Genomic DNA, 7,671 nt, shown 5'->3' with positions numbered 1-7,671 from the left:
AATTACGCTTTCGCAGCTTGACAGGCAAGACGGTATCTACCGTAAAAGAAAACCCCGGTACCGCAGGCGCGGTACCGGGGTTTTTACGTTGTCGGCTAAGCGATTACGCGCCGACCGACGCCAGCGCGGCGTTGAACGTCGCGCTCGGACGCATCACGGCTTTCACCTTGGCGCTGTCCGGCTTGTAGTAGCCGCCGATGTCGACCGGCTTGCCCTGGATTTCCAGCAGCTCGGCGACGATCTTGGCTTCGTTCTCGGCCAGGCTCTTGGCCAGCGGCGCGAAGTAGGCGGCCAGTTCGGCGTCCTCGGTTTGCGCGGCCAGTTCCTGGGCCCAGTACAGCGACAGGTAGAACTGGCTGCCGCGGTTGTCGAGTTCACCGGTCTTCGGCGACGGCGACTTGCGGTTGTCCAGCAGCTTGCCGGTGGCGGCGTCCAGGGTCTTGGCCAGCAGTTTCGCCTTGGCGCTGCCGGTCTTGAGGCCCAGGTCTTCCAGCGACACGGCCAGGGCCAGGAACTCGCCCAGCGAATCCCAGCGCAGGTGGTTTTCCTCGACCAGCTGCTGCACGTGCTTCGGTGCCGAACCGCCGGCGCCCGTTTCGTACATGCCGCCGCCCGCCATCAGGGGGACGATCGACAGCATCTTGGCGCTGGTGCCCAGTTCCATGATCGGGAACAGGTCGGTCAGGTAGTCGCGCAGGATGTTGCCGGTCACCGAGATGGTGTCCATGCCGCGCACCACGCGTTCCAGCGTGAAGCGCATTGCGCGCACCTGCGACATGATCTGGATGTCCAGGCCCGTGGTGTCGTGGTCCTTCAGGTAGGTCTTGACCTTCTTGATCAGCTCGTTTTCGTGCGGACGGTAGGCGTCCAGCCAGAACACGGCGGTCATGCCCGAGTTGCGGGCGCGGGTGACGGCCAGCTTGACCCAGTCGCGGATCGCCGCGTCCTTGGTCTGGCACATGCGCCAGATGTCGCCGGTCTCGACGTTCTGCGACATCAGCACTTCGCCGGTGGCGATGTCGACGATGTTGGCGACGCCGTCTTCCGGGATCTCGAAGGTCTTGTCGTGCGAGCCGTATTCCTCGGCCTGCTGGGCCATCAGGCCGACGTTCGGGACGGTGCCCATGGTGCGCGGGTCGAAGGCGCCGTGCCATTTGCAGAAGTTGATGATCTCCTGGTAGATACGGGCGAAGGTCGATTCCGGCAGCACGGCCTTGACTTCCTTCAGGCGGCCGTCGGCGCCGTACATCTTGCCGCCGGCGCGGATCATGGCCGGCATCGACGCGTCGACGATCACGTCGTTCGGCGAGTGGAAGTTGGTGATGCCCTTGGCCGAGTCGACCATGGCCAGTTCCGGCTGGTGTTCCTGGCAGGCGTGGATGTCGCGGATGATCTCGTCGCGCTGGGATTCCGGCAGCTTCTCGATCTTGTTGTACAGGTCGGCCATGCCGTTGTTGACGTTCACGCCCAGGCTGTCCAGGGTTTCCTGGTGCTTGGCGAAGGCTTCCTTGTAGAAGGTGCGCACGGCGTGGCCGAACACGATCGGGTGCGAGACCTTCATCATGGTCGCCTTGACGTGCAGCGAGAACATCATGCCGGTCTTCTTGGCGTCCTCGATCTGCTTCTCGTAGAACTCGATCAGGGCCTTGCGGCTCATGAACATCGAGTCGATGATCTCGCCGGCCTTCAGCGCGACCTTCTGCTTCAGCACGACGGTCTGGCCCGACTTGGTGACCAGTTCCATGCGCACGTCGCGCGCGCCGTCCAGGGTCATCGACTTCTCGCCGTGGTAGAAGTCGCCGTGGGTCATGTGCGAGACGTGGGTGCGCGACGCGGCCGACCATTCGCCCATCGAGTGCGGGTTCTTGCGTGCGTATTCCTTGACGGCCTTGGGCGCGCGGCGGTCCGAGTTACCTTCGCGCAGGACCGGGTTCACGGCGGAGCCGATGCACTTGGCATAGCGAGCCTTGATGTCCTTTTCTTCGTCGGTGGTCGGGTTGGCCGGGTAGTCGGGCAGGTCGTAGCCCTTGCCCTGCAGTTCCTTGATGGCGGCCTGCAGCTGGCCCACCGAGGCCGAGATGTTCGGCAGCTTGATGATGTTCGCTTGCGGGGTCAGCGTGAGCTTGCCCAGCTCCGACAGGGCGTCCGGCACGCGCTGCGCTTCGGTCAGGCGCTCCGGGAAAGCCGCCAGGATGCGCGCCGCAACCGAGATGTCGCTCTCTTCGATGGTGATGCCGGCCGGCTTGGCGAAGGTTTCGATGACGGGCAGGAAGGCATGGGTAGCCAGCAGGGGCGCCTCGTCGGTCAGGGTGTAGATGATGGTCTGATCACTGCTCATACGCTTGTTCCTCGATGTGCGGGAAGGGTTCGAATACTCAACAAAAAGACATCGCCTGGCCGGCGCGATGAACGGATCGCGAAATCATACTCCGTCGGACCTCGATGTGGCGGCCGCAAACGTCGCTGTCTTTTCTTGTCTTCTGGCTAAGTCTTATATAAGACATAGGACGGACTATATTATTGCACGACCTTTGGCAATCGGATAGTGCAATGATTTTCCACATCGTGGGAACCGGCCAGTGGGCAGGGTTGCGTCATACGCACGCGGCGCGGATCGCCTATGATGCACGCATCATTAACTCAGGAGTACACCACCATGTCCACGCAACTGCCCGTGACCGTCGCGGACGGCACCTTCAACTGCTACGTCGAATACCCGTCCACCCCGGGCCCGCATCCGGTCGTGATCGTCATCCAGGAAATCTTCGGCGTGAACGAGGGCATGCGCAGCATCGTCCGCAACTACGCGCTGAAAGGCTATATCGCCGTGGCGCCGGACCTGTTCTGGCGCGCCGAGCCGGGCGTGCAGCTGAGCGAGGCCGACTTCGAGAAAGGCATGAGCCTGTACAAGAGCTTCGACATCGACAAGGGCGTGCAGGACATCGCCGCGACCATCGCCGCCGTGCGCACGCTGGAAGGCGGCAACGGCAAGGTCGGCGTCACCGGCTACTGCCTGGGCGGCCTGCTGACCTACCTGGCCGCGGCGCGTACCGACGGCGACGCCTTCGCGGCCTACTATGGCGGCGGCACCGACAACTTCCTGGCCGAGGCGGCCAACATCACGAAGCCCGTGCTATACCACCTGGCCGGCGCCGACGCCTACATCCCGCCGCCGGCCCAGGAAGCGATCCGCGCCGCGCTGGAAGCCAAGCCGGATACCGAGGTGTACGTCTACCCGGGCCGCGACCACGCGTTCGCCCGCCCCAACGGCAGCAGCCACCACGCGGCCGACACGACGCTGGCCAACAGCCGCACCGACGCCTTCTTCCTGAAGCACCTGTTCTGACAGCACCTGTTCTGACGCTTGTGGCACCTTCGGTGGGCACACCTGCCCACCATGGCGTCGCCGAGCAGCAGGCCGCGCCCTACATCTGCCGGAACAGGTCGACGTAATTGCGGCTCACCACGAGCTGCTCCTCGCGCCCCTTCAATCGCACCAGCAGGCGCCCGCGGAAATCCGTGCGGGTGCCGGCGACGTGGCGGGCGGCGACGATGACGCCGCGGTGGATCTGCCAGAACTGCTGCGGATCGAGCTGTTCGCGCAGCTGGCGCAGCGGCGTGCGGATCAGGTGTTCGCCGTCGGCCACGAACACGCTCGTGTACTTGTCGTTGCTCTGGAAGTAGATGACTTCGTCGACGGCGATCAACCGCGTCTCCTGGCCCTGCGCCGCGCGGATCCATTGCAGCGGGGCGCTTGCGGGGGTGGGCACGGGCACCGGTACATCGCCTGGCGCCGGCGCCGCCATGCCGAGCTGGCGCATCAGCTGGACCAGCATCCCGGCCGCGGCGGGGTCGACGGCCGGCGCCGATGCCGTTGCCGCCTGCGCCAGCGTTTCCTGCAGCCGCGCCACCGTACGCTGCAGCCGCTCCAGGCGGATCGGCTTCAACAGGTAATCGAAGGCGGACTGCTCGAAGGCCTGCAGCGCATAGTGCTCGTGCGCCGTGGTGAACACGATGCGCGGCGTGCGCGTCCCTTCCGCGCACAGCTTTTCCGCCAGCTGCATGCCGTTCAGGCCCGGCATCTGGATGTCGAGGAAGACCACGTCGGGGGCCAGCTCGTCGACCAGGCGCAGCGCCTCGATGCCGTTGGCGGCGCGTCCCGCGATGCGCAGTGACGGCCAGGCCAGCGCCAGTTGTTCTTCCAGGTAGGCGAGCAGGTGCGGTTCGTCGTCGGCAATGACGGCAAGGGGCGCGGCGGGATGGGTCACGTGCTCTCCAGGGGCAGCAGCAGGCGCGAGGTCACGCCGCTCGGTTGGTTTTCCATCAATTGTATCCGCGCCGCCGGACCATACAAGCTGCGCAGCCGTTCGCGCAGGTTCGACAGGCCCACGCCGCCGCCGGGACGCGGGGCGGCGTCCACGAGGCCGATGCCGTCGTCGGCGATTTCCACGCACAGCCCTCTGCCGCTGCGCTGCGCGCGCACGACGATCGTCCCGCCCTCGACCTTCGGCTCCAGCCCGTGCATGATCGCGTTCTCGACGAGCGGCTGCACCAGCATCGGCGCCAGCGGCAGCGCGCGCACCTCGTCGCCGGCCTCGATGCGCCAGGCGAGGCGAGCGCCCATGCGCACGGCCAGCAGGTCGAGGTAGGCGGCGGCGAGATCGAGTTCGGCGCCCACCGTGGAGCGCTCGGCGCGGCTGGCCGACAGGCTCGCGCGCAGGAAATCGATCAGGCGTTCCAGCATGTGGCGCGCGCGTGCCGGGTCGGGGCCGATCAGGCTCACGACATTGGCCAGCGTGTTGTACAGGAAGTGCGGCTCGATCTGGGCCTGCAGCGCACGCAGCTTCGCCTCGGCCAGCAGGCGCGCCGCCTCGGCCATCTGCTCCTGCTGGCGCGCGGCCGCCATCTCGCGCGCCAGGCGCCGTTCGCCGGCGGCCAGGATCGTCACCATGACCAGGGCGATGACGGCGGCGTAGGGCAGCATCTTCATCAGGCTGGCACCCGGCAATTGGCCCCGGAACGGAATCTGTCCGCCCAGGATCGCTTCCGCGACGGCCAGTCCGAACACGGCGCAGCAGAACGTCAGCAGGATGCGGCAGGCGCGCATGACGGGCGAGCACCCGCCGGGCCGGCTGGACGGCACGAAATGCATCAGGAGGTTCAGCGCCACGTGGATCGACAGGCCGACCAGGTTCGAGGTCAGCAGGCAGCCGGCGAGCAGGTAGGGCAGGGGCTGACGGCCGGCGATCCAGAGCGCCAGCGCGATCAGCACGCCGACCAGGCAGTTCCAGACGAGCGTATAGACGAGATTGCGCAGCGGCGACGGGCGCCAGCGGCGGAACGGGGCGATCAGTTCCAGCGGATGCGTCGTGCTCGGATGCGGGGCCATGGTGTCCTTGTTCTGTTTGGACAAGAAATTACCATGGGTATCGCGGAGAGCGGAAAAAATGCGACGAAGCGCGAGGGGAGGGCGCGAAATGCGCGGGAGGAAACGGCGGTTGGGGCGGGGCGGTCCGGTGGGCCGATCTGCGACGGCCACCGGACTTCAATCGACAAGGATCAGCTGTAGCTGGTCCAGCGCTGCGGAATCTCGATCGCGCCCGACTGGGCGGCGCTGGCGTAGGCACGCATTTCGGCGACCACGGCTTCGAGCTGTTCGTTGCTCGGGTTGGCCAGGAAGCCCTTCATCTGGTCTTGCAGCGCGGCCTGCTGGTCGCGCCATTCGTAACGGGACGACTTGCTCATGCAGCCTCCTTGCAGCGGTATTTCGTGAACATATTGTTGTTTTCCATGACATCCTCCTTACCAAAGATGTCAGGATGCCCGATGCATGGCGGGGTGTTCCGTGCGCTGCCGCACATTCACTGCTGTGTTCAATTTCCTAGCAGGACGCTGCGGTAGAACAGTTCCATGCGTTGCTCCAGTTCGGCGAGGGCGACCTCGGGCGAAATGGCCACTTCCTGGCCCAGGAAGCGCTTCATCTGCTCGCCGCAGATCACGGCCATCATGTGCGCGGGCAGCAAGTCGAAGGGCAGGTCCGGGCGCAACTGGGCGCGCACCGACGGGCGGGCGAGGTAGCGCGCCAGCATGTCCCGGGTCTGGTGCGGGCCGCCGTTCCAGAAGGCTTCGGCCAGCTCCGGATTGGTCGATGCCTCGGCCAGCACGATGCGCTGCATCTCGACGGCTTCCTGGGAATTGATCAGCTCGTGCATCTGGCGCGCGAAATCGCCGACCACCTCGCGGAACGGGCGGTCGTCGGCTTCCATCGGCTGGCTGCGAAAGAAGCGGTGGCGCTTCGCGAACAGGACCGCATCGAGGAGGCCGGCCTTGCCGCCGAACTTCACATAGATGGTGCGTACCGCCACGTGGGCGGCGCGGGCGATCGATTCCAGACTGGTCTTGGTATAGCCGTTCTCGAGGAACAGGCGGCCTGCGACCTGCAGCAACTCCTGGGTGCGCGCCTCGACGTCGGCGGCTTTCGGCCGTCCCGCGGTCTTGCCGGGGCATTCGGCGCTGTCGTGCAATGGTTTCTCCATGAGGTGTAATGTAAGGCACTTCCAAATGAAATGCAACCGTTTCATTTCTTGACTTTCGCCACGACTTGTCGAATAATGAGATTGACCCATTTCATTTTTTCTTTCGGAGTAGCACTCATGGCAGATACGCAAACCACGGCCCAGAAGCCCGCTTCCGCCGTCCCGCCGGGCGCCCCCGCCGGCGCAGCCCCCGCCAAGGGGCCGAACAAGCGCGTGCTGGTCGTGGTCGGCCTGATCGCCGTCGCCGCGCTGGCCGCCGGTGGCCGCATGTGGTACCGCAGCCATAACTTCGTCGATACCGAAAACGCCTATATCGCCGGCCACGTGCACGCGGTCTCGTCGCGCATCCCCGGCGTCGTCACCAAGGTGCTGTTCGACGACAACCAGCTGGTCCAGGCCGGTACGGTGCTGGCCGAGCTGGACCCGGCCGACCAGGGCGTGCGCGTGGAGCAGATCCAGGCCCAGATCGCCAGCGTCCAGCAGCAGATCGTGCAGGCCGACGCCTCCATCGAGCAGGCCAAGGCGCAGGCCTCGGCCGCCAAGGCCCAGGTCGTGCAGGCCCAGGCCAACCTGGTGCGCGCCAAGCAGGACGCCGACCGCTTCGGCCAGCTGTACAACACCCAGATGAAGGCCGTCTCGAAGGCCGAGGTGGATGCCGCCACCGCCGCGCGCGCCTCCGCCAACGCCGACGTGACCGCGCGCCGCGACCAGGTCGGCGCCGCCGAGGCCCAGATCGCCGCCGCGACCTCCGCGCGCAGCGTGCTCGAAGCCCAGGTCAAGGTGCTGCAGGCGCAATTGAAGGACGCCCGCCTGCAGCTCGGCTACAACCGCATCGTCGCCCCGGTGACGGGCCGCATCGGCAAGAAGAGCATCGAAGTCGGCGCGCGCATCCAGCCGGGCCAGCAGCTGGCCGCCATCGTCCAGGACGACGTGTGGGTGACCGCCAACTTCAAGGAAACGCAATTGCCGGGCATCGTCGTCGGCCAGGAAGTGAAGGTCGAAGTCGACGCGCTGCCGAAGCACGAGCTGATCGGCCGCGTGGACAGCTTCTCGCCGGCCTCGGGCAACCAGTTCGCGCTGCTGCCGGCCGATNGAAGGTCGAAGTCGACGCGCTGCCGAAGCACGAGCTGATCGG

The 7,671-nt window shown here is 66.0% G+C and carries 7 protein-coding genes; 2 read left to right on the top strand and 5 right to left on the bottom strand.

Features of this window, described 5'->3' with window-relative positions:
* Positions 1-103: 103 nt before the first annotated feature.
* Positions 104-2,338, bottom strand: coding sequence for an NADP-dependent isocitrate dehydrogenase (locus QPK32_RS21940; protein ID WP_290414920.1), 2,235 nt, complete (start codon positions 2,336-2,338; stop codon positions 104-106).
* A 318-nt stretch (positions 2,339-2,656) separates the two neighbouring features.
* On the opposite strand from QPK32_RS21940, the gene QPK32_RS21935 reads away from it, so the two are divergent.
* Positions 2,657-3,346 (top strand): dienelactone hydrolase family protein, encoded by a 690-nt coding sequence (locus tag QPK32_RS21935; RefSeq protein WP_290414919.1) that lies wholly within the window; start codon positions 2,657-2,659, stop codon positions 3,344-3,346.
* A gap of 79 nt (positions 3,347-3,425) precedes the next feature.
* Here QPK32_RS21935 and QPK32_RS21930 read toward each other — a convergent pair whose 3' ends face one another.
* From QPK32_RS21930 to QPK32_RS21915, 4 genes are all read right to left on the bottom strand, one after another.
* Entirely contained in the window at positions 3,426-4,268 is an 843-nt protein-coding gene (locus QPK32_RS21930) for a LytTR family DNA-binding domain-containing protein (RefSeq protein WP_290414918.1), read from the bottom strand.
* The gene (locus QPK32_RS21925; RefSeq protein WP_290414917.1) at positions 4,265-5,413 is read right to left on the bottom strand and encodes a sensor histidine kinase; all 1,149 of its coding nucleotides are present in this window, start codon (positions 5,411-5,413) and stop codon (positions 4,265-4,267) included. The genes QPK32_RS21930 and QPK32_RS21925 overlap by 4 nt, the downstream gene beginning before the upstream one ends.
* Before the next feature lie 146 nt (positions 5,414-5,559).
* Positions 5,560-5,745 (bottom strand): hypothetical protein, encoded by a 186-nt coding sequence (locus QPK32_RS21920; RefSeq protein WP_290414916.1) that lies wholly within the window; start codon positions 5,743-5,745, stop codon positions 5,560-5,562.
* A 128-nt stretch (positions 5,746-5,873) separates the two neighbouring features.
* Complete coding sequence (locus tag QPK32_RS21915; protein WP_290414915.1) at positions 5,874-6,536, bottom strand: TetR/AcrR family transcriptional regulator; 663 nt, start codon at positions 6,534-6,536, stop codon at positions 5,874-5,876.
* 117 nt (positions 6,537-6,653) lie between these two features.
* Here QPK32_RS21915 and QPK32_RS21910 point away from each other — a divergent pair, with 117 nt between their 5' ends.
* Positions 6,654-7,667, top strand: a complete 1,014-nt coding sequence (locus QPK32_RS21910; protein WP_308632636.1) for an HlyD family secretion protein — start codon at positions 6,654-6,656, stop codon at positions 7,665-7,667.
* Positions 7,668-7,671 lie beyond the last annotated feature (4 nt).

The organism is Massilia sp. YIM B02763, from assembly GCF_030412015.1.
Lineage (GTDB): Bacteria > Pseudomonadota > Gammaproteobacteria > Burkholderiales > Burkholderiaceae_D > Telluria.
Note: the sequence above shows the minus strand (reverse complement) of the source record. Positions and strands in the feature narration are given on the sequence as shown.

What these genes read in the sequence shown, in the direction of transcription:
- QPK32_RS21940 (WP_290414920.1), bottom strand. Translation starts at nt 2,338, where the DNA reads ATGAGCAGTGATCAGACCATCATCTACACCCTGACCGACGAGGCGCCC.
- QPK32_RS21935 (WP_290414919.1), top strand. Translation starts at nt 2,657, where the DNA reads ATGTCCACGCAACTGCCCGTGACCGTCGCGGACGGCACCTTCAACTGC.
- QPK32_RS21920 (WP_290414916.1), bottom strand. Translation starts at nt 5,745, where the DNA reads ATGAGCAAGTCGTCCCGTTACGAATGGCGCGACCAGCAGGCCGCGCTG.
- QPK32_RS21915 (WP_290414915.1), bottom strand. Translation starts at nt 6,536, where the DNA reads ATGGAGAAACCATTGCACGACAGCGCCGAATGCCCCGGCAAGACCGCG.